The following is a 21,807-nucleotide window of genomic DNA, read 5'->3' as shown; positions in this document are numbered from 1 at the left end:
CCGAATCACTCCTGCCAGAACGACGGCATGAAGAACACCAGCACGGTGAAGATCTCCAGGCGGCCGAGCAGCATCGCGAAGCTCATCAGCCAGGTCGAGAAATCGCTCAATACCTGGTAATGCAGCGTCACCTGGCCCAGGCCCGGGCCGAGGTTGTTGAGGCAGGACGCCGCCGCCGAGAAGGCGGTCGGCAGGTCGAGGCCGTCGGCCGAGAGCAGCAGCACCAGCACAACGTACACGGTGATGTACAGCGCGCAGAAGCCGGCGACCGAGATCACCACGCTTTCCGACACCCGCTTGCCGCCCATGGTGACCAGGTACTGCGCCTTCGGATGCACCAGCTGCTTCAGTTCGCGCAGGCCCTGCTGGATGACCAGCTGCACGCGCGCGACCTTGATGCCGCCGGCGGTGGAGCTGGAACAGCCGCCGATGAAGGCGAGCATGACCATCAGCACCGGCAGCATGCCCGGCCAATGCGAGAAGCCGGTGCTGGCGTAGCCGGTGGTGGTCAGGTGCGACACGGTCTGGAACGCGGCATGCCGCAACGATTGGTCGAAACCGGTGACTTCGCCGGACAGCCACAGATAGCCGGTCACCAGCAGCACGAACGTGACGGCGATGGCGATATAGGCGCGGAACTCGCTGCTGGCCTGGTAGTGGCTGACCGTGGCGGCGCGCCAGGCGTACCAGTGCATGCTGAAGCTGATGCCGCCGAGCAGCATGAAGGCGATGGCGATGCCCTCGATCAGCGCGCTGTCCCAGTAGCCGAAGCTGGCGTCATGGGTGGAGAAGCCGGCGGTGGCGACCGTGGTCATGGCGTGGTTGACGGCGTCGAACCAGTCCATGCCGGCGGCCCAATAGGCCAGCGCGCACAGCAGGTTCAGGCCGATGTACACCACCCACAGCGTGCGCGCGGTCTCGGCGATGCGCGGGGTCAGCTTGTTGTCCTTCACCGGCCCGGTGATCTCGGTCTTGAACAGGTGCATGCCGCCGATCTTCAGCATCGGCAGCACCGCCACCGCCAGGATCACGATGCCCATGCCGCCGAAGAAGTTCAACGAGGAACGGAAGAACAGCAGGCTGCGCGGCAGCGCGTCCAGTCCGGTCAGCACCGTGGCGCCGGTGGTGGTCAGCCCGGAGGTGGCCTCGAACACGGCGTCGGTGTAGCTCAGCTGCGGCAGCGCCAGGTAGAACGGCACCGCGGTCACCAGGCTGGCGATGATCCAGATGCCGGCGGTGACCACGAAGCCGTCGCGCACCCGCAGCTCGTAGCGGCTGTGCCGGAACATGAACCAGAGCAGGGCGCCGGCCAGCATCGGCGGCAGGCCGGCCTCGGCGAACGGCAGCGCGGTCGGCTCGCCCCACAGCAGGGCCAGCGCCAGCGACGGCAGCGTGATCATCGAGGACAGCGCGGTGACCGCGCCGAACACCCGGGCGATGGCCTTGGCGCGCGTGCTCAAAGCCAGTCGACCTCTTTGAACAGGTCGATCACCGCCGGCAGGTCGCGCTTGTCGTTGACGAACAGGATGACGTGGTCGCCGGGCTCGATCACCACGTCGTGGTGCGCGATCATCAGCGCGTCGCCGCGCACGATGCCGCCGATGGTGGCCGAATGCGGCAGGTCGAGCTCGTCTAGTTCGCGGCCGATCACGCGCGAAGTCCGGCGGTCGCCGCGCACCACCACCTCGATGGCCTCGGCGGCGCCGCGGCGCAGCGAGTACACGCGCTCCGGCGCGCCTTCGCGGATGTGCGACAGCAGCGCGCTGAGGGTGACCGACTGCGGGCTGATGGCGATGTCGATGGTGCTGCCCTCGACCAGCTCGGCGTAGGAGGCGCGGTTGATCAGCGCCACCACGCGCGGACAGCCCAGGCGCTTGGCCAGCATGGCCGACAGGATGTTGGCCTCGTCGTCGTTGGTCAGCGCGCAGTACACGTCGGTCTGGTCGATGTTCTCCTCGCGCAGCAGGTCCTCGTCGGCGCAGTCGCCGACCAGCACGATGGTGCCGATCAGGTCCTCGGCGATGGTGCGCGCGCGGTCGCGCGAGCGCTCCAGGATCTTGACCGAATAGCGGCGCTCGAGCGATTTGGCCAGGCGCCGGCCGATGCCGCCGCCGCCGGAGATGAAGATGCGCTTGGTGGAGCGGTTGTCGGCCGAACGCAGCTCGCCCATCATCGCCTTGATCGCGCCGTGCGGCGCCAGGAAGAACACCTCGTCGCCGGCCTCGATGACGGTGATGCCCTCCGGCTTGATGGCTTTGCCGCCGCGGAAAATGGCGGCCACGCGCACGTCCATGCCCTGCGGCAGATGGTGCCGCAGTTCGCGGATCTCGTGCCCGACCAGGGCGCCGCCGCGCAGGGCGCGCACCGCCACCAGCTGCGCGCGGCCGCCGGCGAAGTCCAGCACCTGCAACGCGCCGGGTGTGGCGATCAGGCGTTCCACGTGCCGGCAGACCAGCTCCTCGGGGCTGATCGCGGCGGTCACCGCCGGTTCGCCGCCCAGGCCCTGGCGGGCCAGCGCCAGGTATTCCTGTTCGCGCAGGCGCGCCACCCGCGTCGGCGGATCCTGGCGCTGTGCGGCGATCTGGCAGGCGATGATGTTGACCTCGTCCGAGGAGGTCACCGCCACCAGCAGCTCGGCCTCGTCCAGGCCGGCCTGCTCCAGCACGCTGGGCAGCGAGGCATGGCCGGTGACGGTGCGGATGTCGAGCTTTTCGGTCAGCTCGCGCAGGCGCGTCAGGTCGCGGTCGACCACGGTGATGTCGTTCTGGTCCTCGACCGACAGCGCGGCCGCGACCGAACTACCGACCTGACCCGCGCCCAAGATGAGAATTTTCATTCGATGCCCCGTCCCTTCTGCCGCCCATGATAGCGGAGCGCGGCGGCGCGCGCACCGTTTTTGTTACAATCAAAAGATAGTAGGCTTCTAGGTGTGTTCTCGTGAAAACACTGGTCATCCACATTGGCAGCGCCAAGGCGGGAAGCAGCTCAATCCAGCAAGCCTTAGCCGCGAGCACGGATTCAGACTTCGACTACATACAAAGCCACGACTCCGCACTTCCGACACATGCCCTATTGGGTGCTTTGTATCTGCCGTATGAGCGCCTTCCTGGCTGGATTCGGTTGAATTTCCCTACAGCCGAATCCCTTCAAACGGCTCGAACGGAATTCTGGAAGGCATTCGATACTCACCACGGCGACAGCATGCGGCTGGTGATATCTTCGGAGGCACTGGCCGAATTGCCGCAGGAGGCAATCGCACAACTTCGGGCTGATTTTGAGCGCCGAGGCGTCTGGACGTTCCATGTCTTTTTCTATGTGCGTGATCCGGTAGATTTCCACCGATCACTTCTACAGGAACATATGAAGCATGACACCCGGACGGAGTGGTTCCATCCCGCGCGCTTCCGCTATCCCATCAAGGCCGCCGCACTGAATTGGCGCTCGGTCTTTCCCGGCGCGCTGTCGGTCGCGGCGTTCGACCGCGCCGCCCTGCATGGAGGCTGCGTGGTTGCGGACTTCCGGCAACGGCTTTCGCGTGCGTTCGGCATCGAAGCCGCGCTCCCTGAGGTGGCGCGCCAGAACGAATCGATCGGCCTGATCAGCCTGTTCTGCCTGCACAGCGTGCTTCGCTACCGGCCGGAACGCAGTCCCGAATCCGTCCGGCGCGGTTTCGCACTGATGCGCGAACTCGAACGTCTGGCGCCGGCACAGCCGCCGATCCGTCTGCATCCGCACATCGCGCGGGCGGTGGCCCGGCGCCACGCCGAAGACCTGGAATGGCTGGCCGCCGAATACGGCATCCGGTTCACGGCGTGGCAAGGCGACGGCGACGCGACGCCGCGCATGCTGTCGGATCCGCCGCGACTGGCGGAACTGGTGGTGCCGCCGCATCCACGCGCCGTGATCCAACTGCTGGGCCGGGCCATGGCCTCGAAGATATTCGGGAGTTCGAGCGACGCCGGCTGAGCGCTTAGGGTGTCTGACAGCGCGTTACGGCCTGCACATTGACCAGCCACCAGCTGCGGCGGTTGGCTTTCTCCAACGGCAAGGTACCGGTACCGCCGAAATCGACGCAATCCAGCGCCGTGATCTCGTTCACCATCAGCACGCGCGTCTGCGGGCTCTGCGCCATCCAGGCGATGCCGCGTTCGAGCTGCTCGCGCTCGGCGCGGCGGAAACCGAATTCGGTGACGCGCCCGCGCGCCTGCAGCAGGTTCTGTTCCTTCCAGGCCACCAAGCCGATCTCCGTGCCCGGCCCGGCCTGCACATAGGCGCGCTGCATCAGCGCCGCGGCCGAACTGCTGGCGTCCAGCACCGGATGCGCGACCAAGCCGTAACCCAGCCAGACCCCGGACAGCGCGATGGCGGCGGCGGCCAGCGCGCCGCGCGTGCGCAGCCAGAGGCCGGCCAGCAGGGCGATGGCGCCGACAGCGCACAGCATCCACCATAGCCAACGCACTTCCTCGCCCAAGCCGCGCTCGGCGATCAGTTTGTCCGCGAAGCCGGCCTGACCATGCAGCGCCGCCGCGCCCAAGCCGGCCAGCAGCACGCCCAGCAGCAGCACGAAGGCGAGCAATAGGCGGCGGAAGCCGGCGCGTTCGGAAACGGCCTGCAGATAGGGCGCCGCCGCCAACGCGAAGGCCGGCAACGCCGGCAGGATGTACATGTCGCGCTTGCCGGAACTCAGGCTGAAGAACAGCACCACCAGCAGGCCCCAGACCAGCGGCAACACAACCCTCAGGTCGCGCTGCGCGAACGCGGCGCGCCAAGGCCGCCACAACCAGAAGCCGGCCAAGGAGAACGGCAACCAGAACAGCGCGATGATTTCGGCGAAATACCAGAACGGTTCGTGGTGGTGCCAGGGATTGGCATAGCGTTCGGCGGTCTGCTTGAACAGAATGTTGTTCAGGTATTCGGCATGTTCGGGATTGCCGGAGGTCAGGCCGAGGGTAACGATGGCGCCGAGCCAGAGCGCGATCGGCAGCAGCAGGAAACCGAACGCCGCGGTCCAACGCCAGACATCGCCCGGCTGCGCCGGCGTCAGTGGCGCGAAGCCGTAACGGCGGTACAGCGCCAGCGGCGCCAACGCCAACAACGGCAGGAAGCCGACGCCCTTGGTGATCACGCCCAGACCGGCCAGCAGGAAACCGGCGTACAGCAGGCGCCAGTCGCGGCGCTCCAGCAGATGGCGCGCGATCAGGTAGAACGAGGCGGTGGTCATCGCCACCAAGGTCGGGTCGATCTGCGCGCGCTTGAACTGGTACAGGAACTGCAGCGACGCCAGCACCGCGACCGCCGCCCACAGGCCGCTGCGCGGATTCCACAGGCGCCGGCCCAGATCGAAGGTGAGCCACAGCACGGCCATGCCGGACAGCAGCGATGGCAGCAGGAAGCTCCAACGCCAGCTGCCGGTGAGCGCATGCGCGGCCGACAGCAGCCAGAAATACACCGGCGGCTTGTCCGGATACAGCTCCTGGCCGCGGTGCGGGAACAGCCACTGGCCGCTTTCCACCATCTGCTTGGCCACCAGCACGAAGCGCGGCTCGTCGGCCGGCCAGGGATCGCGCAGGCCGTAACCGGCGAACAGCAGCACGAAGGCGATGGCGAAGAACCACAGCACGGCCGAGGGCTTCAGCGCGCCACCGGCGCCGGATTCAGATGCGTTCGAATAAGACATAGAAGAAACCGTCACCGCCATCTTCGCCGGGCAGACGTTGCCGGCCAACGCCGCTTACCCTACCAAAACGCGCGTCCAGCGGCAAAGCGCGCGCGTCCGGATTCTGCGCCAGGAACTGCGCGGCCAGCAGTTCGTTCTCCGCCTTCAGCACCGAACAGGTACTGTACAGCAGGCGGCCGCCGGGGCGCAGATGGCGCCAGGCGTTCTTCAGCAGACGCCACTGCAGGGTGTTCAGGGCCGCGATGTCCTTCGGCTGCCGGTGCCACTTCACGTCCGGCTGGCGGCGGATGATGCCGGTGGCCGAACACGGCGCGTCCAGCAGGATGGCGTCGTAGGCTGCCGGCAAAGAATCCGGCAGCGGCAGCGCGGCATCGGCGGCGGCGAAGCGCACGGTTTCCGCCTGCAACTGCAGACGGCCGAACAGATCCTGCACGCGCTGCAGGCGCTCGGCGTCGATGTCGATCAAGACCAGCTGCGCCGGATCGCGTTCGGCCAATTGCGCGGCCTTGCCGCCGGGCGCCGCGCACAGATCCAACACCTGCGCGCCCGCGCCAGGCGCCAGGGCTTCGGCCGCCAGCTGCGCGGACAGATCCTGCACCGTGATCAGACCCTCGTCCCAACCCGGCAGGCGGGTCGGCGCGATGGCGTCGTCGATGCGGATGGCCTGCGGCGGAAACTCCGGCAGATGATGCGCGACGCCGGCGTCCTGCAGCATCGCCGCAACCGCCGCGCGCGTGGTGCGCCGGCCGTTGACGCGCAGCCACAGCGGCGCCTGCGCGTTGTTGGCATCCATGATGGCCGACCAGTCCTGCGGCCAATCCTGCTGCAGTTGCCGCAACAGCCAATCCGGATGGTTGCCGCGCACGCCGGGGTCGTCGCTTTGCGCCAAGCCCTCGCGCTGGCTGCGGCGCAACACCGCGTTGATCAAGCCGGCGCGGGCGCCGCGGTCGAGCAGACGCGCGGCCTCGATGGTGGCCGACACCGCGGCATGCGCCGGCAATGCCAGCACATGCAACTGCGCCAGGCCGATCAACAGCAAGGCATGCGCCAGCGGGTCACGGCGCTCCAGCGGCTGAGCCAAAAAATGCGCAAGCGCGAACTCAAGCGTACGCCGATGGCGGATGGCGCCGTGGCAGACGGCCTCCAACAGGGCGCGGTCGCGGGCGTCGGCGAAGGCGGAGCGCTCCTGCGCCATGGCCGCCTTCAGCGAACGGCCCTGCAGCACCTGCAGCACCGCACGGGCGGCGGCGACGCGGACCTGGGCGCCGGCCGGATTCAAACCGGCAACGGCCGCGCGTTGAGGTAATCGGCGGCCGACAGCGGACGGCCGCCGTCGCGTTGCAGGCTGAGCAGACGCAGCGTGCCCTGGCCGCAGGCGATGTCGATGCCGTCCTTGCCGGCGGCAAGCAGGCTGCCCGGCGCCTGGCCGGAACCGCCCGGCAGAGCCTGGGCCTTGTGGATGCGCACGCGCTCGCCGAGCAGGGACAGTTCCGCCACCGGCCAGGGGTTGAACGCGCGCACCTTGTCGGCCAGCACGGCGGCGTCCTGCGCCAAGTCCAACACTGCTTCGGCCTTCTCGATCTTGCGCGCGTAGGTCACGCCGTCCTCGGGCTGCGGCTCGGCATGCAGGCTGAAGCCGGCGCGCGCCAGTTTCAGGCCGTCACCCAGCACTTCCGCGCCGAGCAGCGACAGCCGGTCATGCAGGCTGCCGGCGTTGTCGTGCGGACGGATGTCGGTGGCCAGGCGCAACAGCACCGGGCCGGTGTCCAGGCCTTTTTCCATCTGCATCAGGCAGACGCCGGTGCGGGCGTCGCCAGCTTCGATGGCGCGCTGGATCGGGGCCGCGCCGCGCCAGCGCGGCAGCAGCGAGGCATGCACGTTCCAGCAGCCCAAGCGCGGGGTGTCGAGCACCGCCTGCGGCAGGATCAAGCCGTAGGCCACCACCACCATCAAGTCGGCCTGGTGGCTGCGCAGCACGGCCACCGCCTCGTCCGATTTGAAGTTCAGCGGCTGCTGCACCGGCAGGCCGAGCTCCAGCGCCGCCTGCTTGACCGGCGAGGCCTGCAGCTGGCGGCCGCGGCCGGACGGACGGTCGGGTTGGGTGTACACGGCGACCACTTCGCCGCGCTCGGCGCAGGCGCGCAGGCTCGGCACGGCGAATTCCGGCGTGCCGGCGAAGACGATGCGTAGCGCCACTCAGGCCTCTTCGGCGAGCTTGCGCTGCTTGGCCAGTTTCTTCTCGGCCAGCGCGCGCTTCAGCGGCGACAGGTGGTCGACGAACACCTTGCCGGCCAGATGGTCCATCTCGTGCTGGATGCAGACCGCCAGCAGGCCGTCGGCCTCGAGGGTGAACTCGCGGCCGTCGCGGTCCAGGGCCTTGACCGTGATGGTGTTCCAGCGCTTGACGTCGGCGAACACGTTCGGCAGCGACAGGCAGCCTTCCTGATAGACCTGGCTGCCGTCCTTCGCCACGATCTGCGGGTTGATGAACACCCGCGGCTCGCTCTTGTCCTCGGAGATGTCCATCACGATCAACTGCTTGTGCACGTTGACCTGGGTCGCGGCCAGGCCGATGCCGGGCGCGTCGTACATGGTTTCGAACATGTCGTCGATCAGCGCGCGCAAGGCGTCATCGACCGATTCGACCGGCGTGGCGACGGTGCGCAGGCGCTTGTCGGGGTATTCGAGGATGGTCAGCAGGCTCATGGGGGTCCGGAATGCGGGCGATGCGTGGAGGGCTATTTTACCCCCTGTTGCGAAAAACGGCGTTTTTTGGGCTATATTGTTGGTAATAATTAAGGTGTTAGGGGAGTCACCATGCGAAATGCGCTATTAGCCTTGACCGCCGCCGTCGGCCTGTTCGCCGCGCAGCATGCCGCCGCCGCCGACCTGCGCACCGACCACCCGGAGCAGTACGTGGTGGTGAAGGGCGACACCCTGTGGGACATCGCCGGCAAGTTCCTGGAAAAGCCCTGGCAGTGGCCGCAGGTCTGGCAGAAGAATCCGCAGATCAAGAACCCCAACCTGATCTACCCCGGTGACGTGATCCGTCTGGTGTACATCGACGGCAAACCGACGCTGACGGTCAACGACGCCGGCGCCGGCACCAGCGTCGCCGCGCGTCCGGCCGACACCGTGCCGGTCGGCGCCATCGACATGGCGCGCTACCGTCCGTTCCTGCGCGACGTGCGCGTGGTCGACGGCTTCAAGCACCTGCCGCACGTGATCGGCAACGAAGAGGGCCATCTGCTCGGCAGCGTCAACAACACGATCTACGTGCGCGGCCTGCAGGGCGTGGCGGTCGGCGAAGCGGTGGAGATCTTCCGCCCGAGCATGCACTTCGCGCGCAGCGGCATGGACGTGGCCGGCGCCGACCTGAACCGCCGCGGCGACCGCAACTACATCGACGGCGAACGCCTGTGGCGCGGCGCCTCGACCTCGCCGGGTTCCAAGGATTACCTCGGCACCGAATTGACGCGCGTGGCCAGCGGCCGCGTGGCGGCGATGTCCGGCGACACCGCGACCATCGCGGTCACCGAGTCCGTGCGCGAAATCCGCCAGGGCGACCGCGTGGCACCGGCCGCCGGCGCCGGCTACGATCCGTATTACGTGTCGACGCCGGGCCCGCTGGACGGCGCCGCTGTGCCGGTGGTGGCCTCGCGCGACGGTCTGGTCAGCGGCGGCCGCGACATCATCGCAATACCGCTCGGCAGCAAGCAGGGCGTGGTCAACGGCAGCACCTACGCCATCCTGCGCCCAGGCGACACCGTCGGCGACCGCATCGCGCACCGCGCTGAACTGGCGGCCCGCGCCGATACCGTACGCATGCCGAACGAACGCGTCGGCACCGCCATGGTGTTCCGCACCTTCGACAACATGAGCTACGCGATCGTGATGGAAAACGCCAAGCCGGTCCGCGCCGGCTACCTGCTGGCCAACCCGGATTCGCCGTAAGGCTTTTCCGGCACGCATTCGGACAATTCCGATACACGGCGCCTGCGGGCGCCGTTATCGTTTGGGGCATGACCGACCATGCCCTTGCCTGCCTGCAACTGCGTCTGTGCGACGCCCGCAGTGCTGCCGTGCGCGAAGCACTCGACCATTACGGCAACGCGCCCGAGGCCTGGCACGCGTTGCAGCAGCGCGACCGCAGCCTGGAACGCGGCCTGCGCGCCAAGCACGCCCTGCTCGAGCGCGGCCTGGCCTGGCTGCAGGAACCCGGCAGCCATCTGCTGGCCTGGCACGAAACCGACTACCCGCCGGCGCTGCGCCACGTCGCCTCACCGCCGCCATTCCTGTTCGTGCGCGGCCGGTGCGAGCTGCTCTGGCATCCGCAGGTCGCCATCGTCGGCACCCGCAAGCCCAGCGCCGCCGGCCTGGAATGCGCGCACCAGTTCGCCCGGCATCTGGCCGGCATCGGCTACACCGTCACCAGCGGCCTGGCCAGCGGCATCGACGCCGCCGCGCATGAGGGCGCGCTCTCGGCCGGCACCACCCTCGCGGCGTTGGCGACCGGACCGGACCTGGCCTTTCCGCGCGGCCACGAAGAGCTGTTCGAGGCCATCTGCCGGCACGGCGCCGCCATCACCGAACACCCGCCGGGCGTGCCGGCGCTGCGCAGCCATTTTCCGGCGCGCAACCGGCTGATCGCCGGGCTGTCGGCCGGCACGCTGGTGATCGAAGCCGCCATCCGCTCCGGCGCGCTGATCACCGCCCGGCTGGCGGCCGAACTCGGCAAGGAGGTGATGGCGGTGCCCGGCTCGATCCACAACCCGGTGGCCTACGGCTGCCACCAGCTGATCCGCGACGGCGCGTTCCTGGTCGAACAGCCCGAGGAGGTGGCGCACATCCTGGCCGCGGCCGGCGGCGGCCTGGCCGCGCCGATCCCGGCGCAATCGCGCCCGCGCCTGCCGCCCGCCCCGCCCGAGGAGCCGGCGCTGAACGGCGCACAACGGCAGCTGTGGCAGGCACTTGGCCACGACGGCGTGGCGGTCGACACGCTGTGCCTGCGCACGGGATTGACAGCCGCGGACATCTCGTCCATTTTGATGGACATGGAAATCTCCGGTTGGGTTGAAAACCAGTGCGGGCGCTACCATAGAACCATCCGGAACGCGCCGCCAGCGAGAGGATAATGAAAGAATCCATACTGAACGTCTTGCTTTACCTCTTCGAGCACTACATCTACGACCAACCCGATCTGGTCCAAGACCCCGACACCCTGCAGAACAACCTCATCCAGGCCGGCTTCTCGCCGGCCGAGGTCAGCAAGGCCTTCGACTGGCTGGAAACCCTGGCCCAGGACCGACCGCGTCCGGCCTGCGTCGCCGACGTCGGCCCGATCCGCCTGTTCGCCGCCGCCGAGCTGGAACGCTTCGATCCGGAGGCGCGCGGTTTTTTGATGTTCCTGGAGCAGAACCGGGTGATTTCGGCCGAACAGCGCGAGCTGGTGATCGACCGTGCCATGGCCCTGGACCAGGACGAGATCGACCTCGACGACCTGAAGTGGGTGGTGCTGATGGTGCTGTTCAACCAGCCCGGTTCCGAGGCCGCCTTCGCCTGGATGGAAAGCCAGATTTTCGCCAACGACCCCGAGCCGGTCCACTGAGCCGCCGGCCCCGGCACTTGACAGCACCCCCCGGCTTGGTGCCTTAATAAAAAAGAACCAGCCCGCCCCGCGCGGGCTTTGACTTCTGCATTGAACGATTTCCCGGAGCGCAACATGGCAAAGAACCTGTTGATCGTCGAGTCGCCGGCCAAGGCCAAGACGATCAATAAATACCTGGGCAAGGACTTCCTGGTCCTGGCGTCCTACGGCCATGTCCGCGACCTGCCCGGCAAGGACGGCGCGGTGAACGTCGACAACGGCTTCGCGATGCGCTACGAGGTGCAGGACAAGAACCAGAAGTACGTGGACGCCATCACCAAGGCCGCCAAGGACGCCGACGCCATCTATCTGGCGTCCGACCCGGACCGCGAGGGCGAGGCCATCGCCTGGCACATCCGCGAGATCCTGGACGAGAAGAAGCTGCTGAAGGACAAGGCCCTGCACCGGGTGGTGTTCACCGAAATCACGCCCAAAGCGGTGCAGTACGCCGTGGAGCATCCGCGCCAGATCGCCGGCGACCTGGTGGACGCCTACCAGGCGCGGCGCGCGCTCGACCACCTGGTCGGCTTCAACCTGTCGCCGATCCTGTGGCGCAAGATCAAGAACGGGCTGTCGGCCGGGCGCGTGCAATCGCCAGCGCTGCGCCTGATCTGCGAACGCGAGGACGAGATCGAGGCCTTCGTCAGCCGCGAGCACTGGTCGTTCACCGCCCAGCTGCAGGAGAAGGGCCAGCGCTTCAGCGCCCGCTGCGTGAAGCTGGACGGCGCCAAGTTCGAACAGTTCACCGTCACCGACGGAAAGACCGCGCACGACGCGCTGGCGCGCCTGAAGGCCGCCGCCGGCAGCGCGCTGAAGGTGGCCGAGGTGGCGCGCAAGGAACGCAAGCGCCGTCCGGCGCCGCCGTTCATCACCTCCACCCTGCAGCAGGAGGCCGCGCGCAAGCTCGGCTTCACCACCAAGAAGACCATGCAGGTGGCGCAGAAGCTGTATGAAGGCGTGGCCGTGGGCGAGGAAGGCACCGTCGGCCTGATCAGCTACATGCGTACCGACTCCACCAGCCTGTCCGCCGAGGCCCTGAGCCAACTTCGCGAGGTGATCACGCAGGAATACGGCAAGCACAACCTGCCGGCCGAACCGAACGTCTACAAGTCAAAATCCAAGAATGCGCAGGAAGCGCACGAAGCCATCCGCCCCACCTTCGCCGGCCGCACGCCGGCCAAGATCGGCAAGTTCCTGAGCGACGACGAGCGCCGCCTGTACGAACTGATCTGGAAGCGCGCGGTGGCCTGCCAGATGATCCCGGCCACGCTCAACACCGTCAGCGTGGAGCTGGCCGCCGGCGCGCAGCACGCGTTCCGCGCCACCGGCACCACCGTGGTCGATCCCGGCTTCCTGCTGGTGTACGAGGAAGGCAAGGACCAGAAGGAGAACGACGAGGACGAGGCCAACGCGCAGCTGCCGCCGCTGGCCGAAGGCCAGAGCGTGCCGCTGGAAGACATCCTGGGCGAACAGCACTTCACCAAGCCGCCGCCGCGCTACACCGAAGCCAGCCTGGTGAAGACGCTCGAGGAATACGGCATCGGCCGCCCGTCGACCTATTCCAGCATCATCCAGACCCTGCTGTACAAGGCCTACGCCGTGCTGGAAAGCCGCGCGTTCAAGCCGACCGACGTCGGCCGCCTGGTCAACCGCTTCCTGACCTCGCACTTCGAGCACTACGTGGACTACGACTTCACCGCCAAGCTGGAGGACGAGCTGGACTCGGTCTCGCGCGGCGAGGAGCCGTGGACCGTGCTGATGGACAAGTTCTGGAAGGAGTTCAAGGCCACGCTCGACGAGAAGACCGACGAGGTCAACCGCTCGGAAGGTACCGGCCAGCGCGATCTGGGCGTCGATCCGGCGTCCGGCAAGCCGGTGTCGGTGCGCATGGGCAAATACGGCGCGTTCGCGCAGATCGGCAGCAAGGACGACGAGGACAAGCCCAAGTTCGCCTCGCTGCGCCCGGAGCAGAGCATCTTCACCATCCAGTTGCCGGAAGCGCTGAAGCTGTTCGAGCTGCCGAAGAACCTGGGCGAGCTGGAAGGCAAGCCGGTCATGGTCGCCATCGGGCAGTTCGGGCCGTACGTGAAGCACGGCGACACCTTCGCCTCCATCCCGAAAGAGATCGACCCGTACCAGATCGAGCTGGACAAGGCCGTGGAGCTGATCCACGGCCGCCGCGAATACCTGGCCAACCGCTTCATCAAGACCTTCGAGGGCACCGACATCCAGGTGCTGAACGGCCGCTTCGGCCCGTACATCACCGACGGCGCGTTCAACGCCAAGATCCCGAAGGACCGCGAGCCGGCCTCGCTGACGCAGGAGGAATGCGAAGCCCTGCTGGCCGAAGGCAAGCCGGTGCGCAAGTTCGGTCGCGCGGCCAAGAAAGTGGCCAAGAAAGCCGTAGCGAAGAAAGCGCCCGCCGTGAAGAAGGCCGCCGTGAAAAAAGCGCCGGCCAAGAAAGCGGCGAAAAAGGCCGCGAAGAAAGCCCCGGCCAAGAAAGCCGCGAAGAAAGCCGTGAAAAAGGCCGCCAAGAAAGCGGTGAAGAAAGCCGCGAAGTAAGGCTTATACAGATACGGAAAAGGCGGCTTCGGCCGCTTTTTTCGTTTGTATCAGGCAAGAATTATTCTTATTGATGAACGGCTTAATCTGATATTTAATGAGTTATGCGGCTATTTGGTCGTCTAATGCTAGTTAGGCTTTGCAATCAATCACTTACGCATACTGGCGGTAAACTGTCGTATCTTGGCGGCTTACTGACGTAGCAACCAATCCAGAGATGGGTATGATCGGGACCTCTTCAAGAGGAGCCCGTTATGGAACAAACTTTGAAAGTTGACGGCAACAAAATTCGAGCACTTCGTGAAGCACGTGCTTGGTCTCAAGATCAATTAGCGACCGCAGCGGGTGTCAGCTTACGCACAGTTCAACGCGCTGAGAATGAGTCAACAGCATCAAACGAAACTAAGGTTTGTCTAGCGGCCGCACTCAATGTCGACCATGGGGCGCTGGCAGCTAATTCTGTCCATCAGCACACGCCAGACGATTCTGGCTATCTGATGGCACGAACCATAGCTCAAGCCTTCGGCGTCACAGCGCTTCTCATGCTTTTATTCCACTTCTCGCTTGGTGAGCGGTCGTTGGGCGGCACAGTCTTTTGGATTGCATGGACTATTGGTGTGATTGCTATAGCGTTCACCGGGGTTGCGGTAGCAATGAGAAAGAAACTGCGCAAAGCCTAACAATTCGTTCAAGCCGACGCCGCTTCGCGGCGCGGCTTGATTCAAACAAAACCATCACTCGCAGTCTCTCTATTTGCGGTAAATTAATGGCCTATTCCCTGGGGAGTCCGCCATGAAAGTCAAAGCCGCCGTCGCCTATGAAGCCGGCAAACCGCTGGTCATCGAAACCGTCGACCTGGAAGGCCCGAAAGCGGGCGAAGTGCTGGTGGAGCTGAAGGCCACCGGCATCTGCCACACCGACTACTACACGCTCTCCGGCGCCGATCCGGAAGGCATCTTCCCGGCCATCCTCGGCCACGAGGGCGCCGGCATCGTGGTGGACGTGGGCCCGGGCGTGACCTCGCTGAAGAAAGGCGACCACGTGATTCCGCTGTACACGCCGGAATGCCGCCAGTGCGAATACTGCCTGAGCCAGAAGACCAACCTGTGCCAGGCCATCCGCAGCACGCAGGGCCAGGGCCTGATGCCGGACGGCAGCTCGCGCTTCTCCATCGGCGGCAAGAAGATCCACCACTACATGGGCACCTCCACCTTCGCGCAGTACACCGTGGTGCCGGAGATCGCGCTGGCCAAGATCCGCGAAGACGCGCCGTTCGACAAGGTCTGCTACATCGGCTGCGGCGTCACCACCGGCATCGGCGCGGTGATCTACACCGCGAAGGTGGAGCCGGGCGCGCGCGTGGTGGTGTTCGGCCTGGGCGGCATCGGCCTGAACGTGATCCAGGGCGCGCGCATGGCCGGCGCGGCGCAGATCGTGGGCGTCGACATCAACCCGGCGCGCAAGGAGATGGCCACCAAGTTCGGCATGACCGACTTCGTGAACCCGAGCGAAGTGGACGGCGACCTGGTGGCCTATCTGGTGTCGCTCACCAAGGGCGGAGCCGACTATTCGTTCGAATGCATCGGCAACACCCAGGTGATGCGCCAGGCGCTGGAATGCTGCCACAAGGGCTGGGGCACCAGCGTCATCATCGGCGTGGCCGCGGCCGGGCAGGAAATCAGCACGCGCCCGTTCCAATTGGTGACCGGCCGCAACTGGCGCGGCTCGGCCTTCGGCGGCGCACGCGGCCGCACCGACGTGCCGAAGATCGTGGACTGGTACATGGACGGCAAGATCGACATCGACTCGCTGATCACCCACACCATGCCGCTGGAGCGCATCAACGAAGGCTTCGACCTGATGAAGCGCGGCGAATCCATCCGCGGCGTGGTGATCTACTGATGGCGGTGCCGGCGCTGGAGGTGCTGTCCGAAAAGCGCTGCTTCGGCGGCGTGCAGGGCTTCTACCGCTATGAATCGAGCGCCTGCGGCGGGCCGATGCGCTTCGGCGTGTTCCGGCCCGAACGCAGCGGCCGTGTGCCGGCGCTGCTGTTCCTGGCCGGCCTCACCTGCACCGAGGAAACCTTCGCCATCAAGGCCGGCGCCCAGCGCGTGGCGGCCGAACTCGGCTTGGCTTTGGTCACGCCGGACACCAGCCCGCGCGAAACCGGCATCGAGGGCGCCACCGGCGATTGGGAGTTCGGCGAAGGCGCCGGCTTCTGGCTGGACGCCACGCAGGCGCCGTATGCCGGCCGCTTCGGTATGGAAAGCGTGGTGGTGCGCGAACTACCGATGCTGCTGGACGCGCACTTCGGCATCGATGTGGCGCGTTTGGGCATCAGCGGGCACTCGATGGGCGGCCACGGCGCACTGACGCTGGCGCTGCGCCACCCGCAGCGCTTCCGTTCGCTGTCGGCATTCGCGCCGATCGTGGCGCCGATGCAGGTGCCGTGGGGCCAAAAGGCCTTCCCGCGCTATCTGGGCAACGATGAAACCGCCTGGCGCGGGCACGATGCCACCGCGCTGATGGCAGACGGCCACGGCTTCGACGGCCCGATTCTGATCGACCAAGGCGCGGACGATGCATTCTTGGCCGAGCAGCTGCGGCCGGAGCTGTTCCAAGCAGCCTGCGATGCCGCCAATCAGCCGCTGTTGCTGCGCCAGCACGCCGGCTATGACCACAGCTACTGGTTCATCCAAAGCTTCATCGAAGACCATCTGCGGCATCATGCGCGGGTATTGTCGCCGTAGGGGCGAACCTCGTGTTCGCCCTTAACGGGGGCACCGTGAAGCCGGGCGAATACAAGATTCGTCCCTACCGTGGAATTTACTTGCAGTATTGCGGCGGCAGCACGCCGGGCACCAAGGCCAGACCGGTGCGGTTCTGCGCACCTTTCTGGTAGATCTCGAGCCGGCACTTCTGGTCTTCGATTTCGACATTGAGCAGATACTGCTTGCCGGCTTCCGGCTTGAAGCTCAGGCCCGGATAACAGCTGTAGGTCACCTGGTAATCGGCCATCATCACGTAGCTGCTGATGCCGACACGGCCGCCGGTCGGAACCGCCAGCTCCTTTTCCCGGCTGTTGTTGAACGCGTACAGCACGCCGTTGGTGCAGATCGAACCGCTGGGGATGCGGCTGAGGTCGAGGATGGCCGCGCCCGGATCGGTTATTGGCGGCGCCTGGTAAGGCGGCAGGCTGGCGCAACCGATGGAAAACAACGCTGCACCCATGGCCGCGATTTTCAGCACGTCGTTCATTGCTTGGCTCCCGCCGCATCGATGGCTTGATTGCCTTTGACCTGCGCATCGTACTTGGCCAGGATATCGTCGGCGACCAGGGAGCCGGCCACCGGCGCGTCGTGCATCAGCATGAACACCTTGGCGTACGGCTTGCCGCCGATGGCGCTGGCTTGGGTCTCCTCGCTCAACGGCCGATCAACGATGGCGTTGGCCAGGTTCTGGTAGATGCTGAAATGCGCTTTGCCGCGTTGCTTGGCGATTTCGGCGCTGCGGAACAGCACGTAGATCTCGACCTTGCGGATGTCGGTGTAGCCGTTGCCGTTGAAGCCGACCTCGACCAGTTCGCCGGGGCCGTCCTTGCTCCAATAGCCGCCGAAGATATTCGATTTCCCATAGCCCGACGCGCAGCCGGTCAACGCCAACGCCAGCAACAGCAGTAAATTACGCACGACATCCCCTGATTTGTCCGCGGTTTCCACCGCGGTTCCGGCCAGTATAGTCAAATGCGCGGCCGCGATGGGAACCTGCCGCGGAATTTGTTGCCGGTCAGAAGCCGTAACGCAGGAAGCCGCCGTCCACCGCGATGCATTCGCCGGTGATGTAGCTGGCGGCCGGCAGGCACAGGAAGGCGATGGCGGCCGCCACTTCCTCGGGTTCGCCGATGCGCTTCATCGGCGTGCGCGCCAGCACTTCCTCGAAATAGTCCGGATTGCCGAGCGCGTTCGAGGTGCGCCGGGTGCGGATGTACCAGGGCGCCACCGAATTGACGCGGATGCCGTCGCTGGCCCACTCGCAGGCCAGGTTCTTGCTCATCTGGTGCAGCGCGGCCTTGCTCAGGCCGTACAGCGGACCGGTGCGCACGTGGGTCAGGCCGGACACGCTGCCGACGTTGACGATGCTGGCGCTGCCGTGCTGCTTCAGGAACGGATGCGCCAATTGCGACAGCGCGAACGCGGCCTGCACGTTGGTGTCCAGCACCTGCGCGAAGTCGTCGGCGTCGATGTCGAGCGTGGCCTTCTTCACGTTCATGCCGGCGTTGTTGACCAGGATCGACAGCGGCGCGTCCAGGTCGCTGATCCAGTCGAAGATCTCCTGGCGCTGCTCGGGGTCGGACACGTCGGCGGCGAAATGGCGCACCAGCGCGCCGTCGATCTCATCGCTGAGGTCGGCGGCGCTGGCCGCCAACAGCGCTTCGTCGCGCGCCACCATCAGCACATCGGCGCCGAGCGCGGCCAGTTCGCGCGCCGCGGCCAAGCCGATGCCGGCGCTGGCGCCGGTGATCAGCGCGGTCTGTCCATCCAGGCGCCAGCGTTTGTGCATGGTCTCAGAACGCGCAGAAGCAGTGCGCGACGGCGTTGACCGGGCGGCCGCTGCGGTTTTCCAGCCACTTCAGGTCGGCGTGGATCTGCCGGCCCATGGCGTTCTGCCGCAGCAGGCCGAGCGCCGGCGAGGCCCAACGCACCAAGCCTTCGGTCTCGCTGTTGCCGGCCAAGTTGCTCACGAACTGCTCGAACGGCGACATCGGTTCCTCGATGTAATCGATTGTGTAGCCGTCCTTGCCGAGCTTGGCGCGCTTGGCGGCGTCGGCCACGGCCTCATGCAGGCCGCCGAAGGCGTCGACCAGACCGTGCTCTTTGGCTTGCGCGCCGCTCCAGACGCGGCCGCGGGCCACCTGGTCGATGGCTTCCGGGCTCTGCCCGCGGGCCTTGCCGACCTTGGTGATGAACTGCGAGTAGCCGCGCTCGATCACGCTTTGGATGACCAGTTTGGCCGGCTCCGGCATCGGCCGGGTGATGTCGAACGCGCCGGCCCAGGGCGTGGTGCCGACGCCGTCGGAACGCACGCCGATCTTCTCCAGCGCACGCGGCGCGCTGATCATCATGCCGAAGATGCCGATCGAGCCGGTGATGGTGGATTCGTCGGCGTAGATGCGGTCGGCGTTCATCGAAATCCAGTAGCCGCCGGAGGCGGCGACGTTGGCCATCGACACCACCACCGGAATGCCGGCGGCCTTGGTCAGCTCGATCTCGCGGCGGATCTGCTCGGAGGCGAACACGCCGCCGCCGGGCGAATCCACGCGCAGCACCAGGGCCTTGACCGCCTCGTCCTCGCGCGCGGCGCGAATCAGCGCCGCGGTCGAGACGCCGCCGATGACGCCGGGCGGCTGTTCGCCGTCGATGATCTCGCCCTGCGCCACCACCACCGCGACCGTATCGCGCTGCGCCGGTTTTTCCAGATGCAGCTTGTTGGCGTGGCCCAGGTAGTCCTTCAGGCCGATCTGGCGGAAACTGCCGAGGTCGTCATCGAAGGCCACGCCCTGCTCGACCATGAATTTTTCCATCTCGTCCTGGGTCTTCAGGCCGTCGACCCACTTCTCGTCGACCGCCCATTGCGCCAGATCGCCTTTCACCGCGGCCAAGCGCGCCGGCATCTGCTCGATGGCGGCGGTGATGGCCGCCGGCGCGATGCCGCGGGCCTTGCCGACGTCGGCCAAGTAGCGCTGCCAGATGTCGTTCATCCAGAACAGGTCGGCTTCCTTGGCTTCCTTGGAAGCGCCGTCCAAGATGTACGGTTCGGCGGCGGATTTGAATTCGCCGACGCGGAACAGGTGCACGTCGACGCCGAGCTTGTCCTGCAGGGCCTCGCGGTAATACAGGCGGTAACGGCCGAGGCCTTCGGGCAGGAAGCCGCCTTCGGGATCCATGAACACCTTGTCGGCCTGCGCGGCCAGCAGGTACTGCTTCTGCTCGTAGCCGTCGGCGAAGGCGTACACCGGCTTCTTGCTGGTCTTGAAGTCCTGCAGGGCGCGCGCCAGTTCGCGGGTCGAGGCCATACCGGCGGCCTGGAAGCCGTCGGTGTCGATCAGCAGATGGGTGATCTTCGGATCGCGCTTGGCGGATTCGATCACGCGCAGCACGTCGCGGAGGCGGATTTCGCGCATACCGTCGCCCTGGGCCTCGGCGATCGCCGAGCTGATGGTGTCGGCGGTGCGCTGTTCCACCAGCACGCCTTCCAGATCGAGCACCAAGGCGGTCTTGTCCTGCAGCGGCGTGAACGACTTGGCCGACATGCCGGCCGAAACGATTGCGATGATGCCGATCAGCACCACCAGCATGATCAGGTTGAACACCAGATGGTTGGTGAAGTTGACCGCGTTCCAGATGAAACGGAAGAACATACGGATCGGGCCGGGCTGGGCACTGCTCATGGGTTGCGGACTCCGGATTGCAGGGTTTCAGGATACCCGAAACGCCCGCGCGGGGCGTGTACGGGAAGTCATGGCTTACAGGGTAGCTTCCAGTTTGCGCACGGCGCGCCGGAAACGCAGGTACAGCAGCAACGAGGCCACGCCCAAGCCGGCGGTCAGGCCGAGCCAGAAGCCCGGCGCGCGCAGGCCCAGGTGCAGGCCCAGATACACGCCGGCACTGAGGCCCACCGCCCAGTAGGCGAACACGGTGATGATGGCCGGCACGGTGGTGTCCTTCAGGCCGCGCAGTGCGCCGCCGGACAGGGCCTGGATGCCGTCGGGATACTGGAAGATGGCGGCGTACACCATCAGGGTCGCGGCCAAACCGGCGATGGCGGCGTCGTCGGTGTACCAACGGCCGATCAGGCCGCCGCCGAACACCAGCAACAGCGCCGACACCGTCTGGGTCACCAACACCAGCGCCAGACCGGCGCGCATCGCCCAACGCACCGCCGAGACGTCGCCGGCGCCGACCGCATGGCCGACGCGCACGGTGGTGGCCAGGGCCACGCCGAGCGGGATCATGAACAGCGCGCTGGCCACGTTCAGCGCGATCTGGTGCGCGGCCACGTCGACCGCGCCGAGCCGGCCGATGAACAGCGCGGTGGCCACGAACAGGCTGCCTTCCATGAAGATGGCGATGCCCATCGGAATGCCGAGCTTCAGCAGTTGCCCGATGGCGGCGAAATCCGGCCATTCGAAACGCGACAGCAGGCCGAGGTCGCGGAAGTGCGCCGAACGGTGCAGATACAGCACAAAGGCGATGAACTCCAGCCACATCACCAGCGCGGTGGCGTAGCCCAGGCCGGCGGCGCCGAAGGCCGGAATCGGGCCGAAGCCGAACAGCAGCGCGTAGCCGACCGGAATCAGCAGCAGCAACGCGGCGATGCCGAACACCAACGTCGGTTGGGTCCAGGACAGGCCTTCGCTGAGATAGCGGGTGGCGAAGAACAGCGCCAGACCCGGCGCGCCCCAACTGACCGCGCGCAGGAATTCGCCGGCCGGCGCCTGCACCTCGGCGGCGATCCGCATCCAGACCAGCAATTGCGGACTCCAGCGCAGGAAGCCCAGCAGCAACAGGCCGACCGCGGCCGCCAACCACAGCGCCTGGCGCCAGATCGGGCCGATTTCGCTGCGGCGGCCGGCGCCGTTGAGCTGCGATACGGTCGGCGGAATCGCCATCATCAGCCCGATGCAGATCAACATGGCCAGCGACCAGACCGCGCTGCCGACCGCGACCGCGGCCAGGGTGATCGGTCCGTGCCGGCCGGCCAACAGGGAATCGACCACGCTCATCGCCATCGACGCCAGCTGTCCGACCGCGATCGGCAGAGCCAGGGTGAAGCTGACACGCGACTCCTGCCGGAGCCGTTGCCAGGGTGAGGGCGAATGCGTCATAGTGAGGCCTTGGGAAGGCCATAGTTTAAACCAGAA

The 21,807-nt window shown here is 66.5% G+C and carries 19 protein-coding genes; 8 read left to right on the top strand and 11 right to left on the bottom strand.

Going from position 1 to position 21,807, the window contains the following annotated elements; genetic code table 11:
• Positions 1-5: 5 nt before the first annotated feature.
• Both IEV56_RS08410 and trkA read right to left on the bottom strand, forming a co-directional pair.
• The gene (locus tag IEV56_RS08410; RefSeq protein WP_229730224.1) at positions 6-1,460 is read right to left on the bottom strand and encodes a TrkH family potassium uptake protein; all 1,455 of its coding nucleotides are present in this window, start codon (positions 1,458-1,460) and stop codon (positions 6-8) included.
• Positions 1,457-2,836, bottom strand: a complete 1,380-nt coding sequence (gene trkA, locus IEV56_RS08405) for a Trk system potassium transporter TrkA (RefSeq protein ID WP_188449813.1) — start codon at positions 2,834-2,836, stop codon at positions 1,457-1,459. The genes IEV56_RS08410 and trkA overlap by 4 nt, the downstream gene beginning before the upstream one ends.
• A gap of 101 nt (positions 2,837-2,937) precedes the next feature.
• Between trkA and IEV56_RS08400 the strand changes: the two genes are divergently transcribed.
• Entirely contained in the window at positions 2,938-3,966 is a 1,029-nt protein-coding gene (locus IEV56_RS08400; RefSeq protein WP_188449811.1) for a hypothetical protein, read from the top strand.
• A 4-nt stretch (positions 3,967-3,970) separates the two neighbouring features.
• Here IEV56_RS08400 and IEV56_RS08395 read toward each other — a convergent pair whose 3' ends face one another.
• From IEV56_RS08395 to def, 4 genes are read right to left on the bottom strand one after another with little or no spacing between them, the layout of a single operon-like run.
• Entirely contained in the window at positions 3,971-5,677 is a 1,707-nt protein-coding gene (locus IEV56_RS08395; protein WP_188449809.1) for an ArnT family glycosyltransferase, read from the bottom strand.
• Positions 5,655-6,956 (bottom strand): 16S rRNA (cytosine(967)-C(5))-methyltransferase RsmB, encoded by a 1,302-nt coding sequence (gene rsmB / locus IEV56_RS08390; RefSeq protein WP_188449806.1) that lies wholly within the window; start codon positions 6,954-6,956, stop codon positions 5,655-5,657. Before rsmB ends, IEV56_RS08395 begins: the two co-directional genes overlap by 23 nt.
• Complete coding sequence (gene fmt / locus IEV56_RS08385; RefSeq protein ID WP_188449805.1) at positions 6,953-7,873, bottom strand: methionyl-tRNA formyltransferase; 921 nt, start codon at positions 7,871-7,873, stop codon at positions 6,953-6,955. The genes rsmB and fmt overlap by 4 nt, the downstream gene beginning before the upstream one ends.
• Entirely contained in the window at positions 7,874-8,383 is a 510-nt protein-coding gene (gene def / locus IEV56_RS08380) for a peptide deformylase (protein ID WP_188449803.1), read from the bottom strand.
• A gap of 132 nt (positions 8,384-8,515) precedes the next feature.
• On the opposite strand from def, the gene IEV56_RS08375 reads away from it, so the two are divergent.
• The 7 genes from IEV56_RS08375 (at position 8,516) to fghA (ending at position 16,636) form a co-directional block, all read left to right on the top strand.
• On the top strand, positions 8,516-9,631 hold the full coding sequence (locus tag IEV56_RS08375) for a LysM peptidoglycan-binding domain-containing protein (RefSeq protein WP_188449800.1): 1,116 nt from the start codon (positions 8,516-8,518) through the stop codon (positions 9,629-9,631).
• 68 nt (positions 9,632-9,699) lie between these two features.
• A complete protein-coding gene (dprA, locus tag IEV56_RS08370) occupies positions 9,700-10,812 on the top strand; it encodes a DNA-processing protein DprA (RefSeq protein ID WP_188449798.1) in 1,113 nt (370 codons plus the stop codon).
• Positions 10,812-11,285: a DUF494 family protein gene (locus IEV56_RS08365; protein WP_188449796.1), complete on the top strand. Its 474-nt coding sequence runs from the start codon at positions 10,812-10,814 to the stop codon at positions 11,283-11,285. Before dprA ends, IEV56_RS08365 begins: the two co-directional genes overlap by 1 nt.
• Before the next feature lie 114 nt (positions 11,286-11,399).
• Positions 11,400-13,886 (top strand): DNA topoisomerase I, encoded by a 2,487-nt coding sequence (locus IEV56_RS08360; RefSeq protein ID WP_188449794.1) that lies wholly within the window; start codon positions 11,400-11,402, stop codon positions 13,884-13,886.
• Between the two features lie 254 nt (positions 13,887-14,140).
• A complete protein-coding gene (locus tag IEV56_RS08355; protein WP_188449792.1) occupies positions 14,141-14,566 on the top strand; it encodes a helix-turn-helix domain-containing protein in 426 nt (141 codons plus the stop codon).
• Positions 14,567-14,678: 112 nt separating this feature from the next.
• Positions 14,679-15,788 carry an S-(hydroxymethyl)glutathione dehydrogenase/class III alcohol dehydrogenase gene (locus IEV56_RS08350; protein WP_188449790.1) on the top strand — a complete coding sequence of 370 codons (1,110 nt, stop codon included), beginning with the start codon at positions 14,679-14,681 and terminating at the stop codon, positions 15,786-15,788.
• Positions 15,788-16,636 carry an S-formylglutathione hydrolase gene (fghA, locus tag IEV56_RS08345; protein ID WP_343207481.1) on the top strand — a complete coding sequence of 283 codons (849 nt, stop codon included), beginning with the start codon at positions 15,788-15,790 and terminating at the stop codon, positions 16,634-16,636. The genes IEV56_RS08350 and fghA overlap by 1 nt, the downstream gene beginning before the upstream one ends.
• Positions 16,637-16,712: 76 nt before the next feature.
• Here fghA and IEV56_RS08340 read toward each other — a convergent pair whose 3' ends face one another.
• From IEV56_RS08340 to IEV56_RS08320, 5 genes are all read right to left on the bottom strand, one after another.
• Positions 16,713-17,144, bottom strand: a complete 432-nt coding sequence (locus IEV56_RS08340; RefSeq protein ID WP_188449788.1) for a hypothetical protein — start codon at positions 17,142-17,144, stop codon at positions 16,713-16,715.
• On the bottom strand, positions 17,141-17,575 hold the full coding sequence (locus IEV56_RS08335) for a CC0125/CC1285 family lipoprotein (RefSeq protein WP_188449786.1): 435 nt from the start codon (positions 17,573-17,575) through the stop codon (positions 17,141-17,143). Before IEV56_RS08335 ends, IEV56_RS08340 begins: the two co-directional genes overlap by 4 nt.
• A 97-nt stretch (positions 17,576-17,672) precedes the next feature.
• On the bottom strand, positions 17,673-18,446 hold the full coding sequence (locus IEV56_RS08330; RefSeq protein ID WP_188449784.1) for an SDR family oxidoreductase: 774 nt from the start codon (positions 18,444-18,446) through the stop codon (positions 17,673-17,675).
• A gap of 4 nt (positions 18,447-18,450) precedes the next feature.
• Entirely contained in the window at positions 18,451-20,334 is a 1,884-nt protein-coding gene (gene sppA, locus IEV56_RS08325) for a signal peptide peptidase SppA (protein WP_188449782.1), read from the bottom strand.
• Positions 20,335-20,409: 75 nt separating this feature from the next.
• A complete protein-coding gene (locus IEV56_RS08320) occupies positions 20,410-21,771 on the bottom strand; it encodes an MATE family efflux transporter (RefSeq protein ID WP_188449780.1) in 1,362 nt (453 codons plus the stop codon).
• Positions 21,772-21,807: the final 36 nt, after the last annotated feature.

This window comes from Arenimonas maotaiensis, assembly GCF_014638745.1.
In the GTDB taxonomy this organism is placed as follows: domain Bacteria; phylum Pseudomonadota; class Gammaproteobacteria; order Xanthomonadales; family Xanthomonadaceae; genus Arenimonas; species Arenimonas maotaiensis.
The sequence above is the reverse complement of the archived record's forward strand: the minus strand, read 5'-3'. Positions and strand labels throughout refer to the sequence as shown.

Excerpts from the sequence above, each read along its gene's own strand:
- IEV56_RS08360 (WP_188449794.1), top strand. The coding sequence starts at position 11,400 with ATGGCAAAGAACCTGTTGATCGTCGAGTCGCCGGCCAAGGCCAAGACG.
- def (WP_188449803.1), bottom strand. The coding sequence starts at position 8,383 with ATGAGCCTGCTGACCATCCTCGAATACCCCGACAAGCGCCTGCGCACC.
- IEV56_RS08365 (WP_188449796.1), top strand. The coding sequence starts at position 10,812 with ATGAAAGAATCCATACTGAACGTCTTGCTTTACCTCTTCGAGCACTAC.
- dprA (WP_188449798.1), top strand. The coding sequence starts at position 9,700 with ATGACCGACCATGCCCTTGCCTGCCTGCAACTGCGTCTGTGCGACGCC.
- IEV56_RS08320 (WP_188449780.1), bottom strand. The coding sequence starts at position 21,771 with ATGACGCATTCGCCCTCACCCTGGCAACGGCTCCGGCAGGAGTCGCGT.
- IEV56_RS08395 (WP_188449809.1), bottom strand. The coding sequence starts at position 5,677 with ATGTCTTATTCGAACGCATCTGAATCCGGCGCCGGTGGCGCGCTGAAG.
- IEV56_RS08340 (WP_188449788.1), bottom strand. The coding sequence starts at position 17,144 with ATGAACGACGTGCTGAAAATCGCGGCCATGGGTGCAGCGTTGTTTTCC.
- sppA (WP_188449782.1), bottom strand. The coding sequence starts at position 20,334 with ATGAGCAGTGCCCAGCCCGGCCCGATCCGTATGTTCTTCCGTTTCATC.
- fghA (WP_343207481.1), top strand. The coding sequence starts at position 15,788 with ATGGCGGTGCCGGCGCTGGAGGTGCTGTCCGAAAAGCGCTGCTTCGGC.
- IEV56_RS08355 (WP_188449792.1), top strand. The coding sequence starts at position 14,141 with ATGGAACAAACTTTGAAAGTTGACGGCAACAAAATTCGAGCACTTCGT.
- trkA (WP_188449813.1), bottom strand. The coding sequence starts at position 2,836 with ATGAAAATTCTCATCTTGGGCGCGGGTCAGGTCGGTAGTTCGGTCGCG.
- IEV56_RS08350 (WP_188449790.1), top strand. The coding sequence starts at position 14,679 with ATGAAAGTCAAAGCCGCCGTCGCCTATGAAGCCGGCAAACCGCTGGTC.
- IEV56_RS08330 (WP_188449784.1), bottom strand. The coding sequence starts at position 18,446 with ATGCACAAACGCTGGCGCCTGGATGGACAGACCGCGCTGATCACCGGC.